This window comes from Pseudomonas sp. SIMBA_067 (assembly GCF_046534675.1).
In the GTDB taxonomy this organism is placed as follows: Bacteria; Pseudomonadota; Gammaproteobacteria; order Pseudomonadales; family Pseudomonadaceae; genus Aquipseudomonas; species Aquipseudomonas putida.
Map to the genome: position 1 here is coordinate 1 of NZ_JAWRYH010001284.1, position 238 is coordinate 238.

General features: G+C 66.4%; 1 protein-coding gene. It reads right to left on the minus strand.

The features are described 5' to 3' along the window. Window positions 1–238: DUF1329 domain-containing protein (locus SB765_RS33445; RefSeq protein ID WP_410933012.1), on the minus strand; the 238-nt coding region annotated here is incomplete at both ends.

Sequence of the window (238 nt, forward strand, 5' to 3'; positions counted from 1 at the left end):
GGTGCCAGCTTGACCCGGCGCTGCCCCGGCAGGTACTGCCAGGCGCTGCGTGGCTGCACCAGCGGGTTGGCGGCATCGCGCAGCATCATGGCTTCGCCGGCACGGCGCGCAGGCCCGGTGTACACCAGCTTCATCTGGTAATAGGTGTCCTTGGCACCGATCGGCTTGGCCATGTCTTCGTAGATCGGGTAGCTGATATTGGCCTGGCCGGTGGTCGACAGTGACGCTTTGCCGGCGG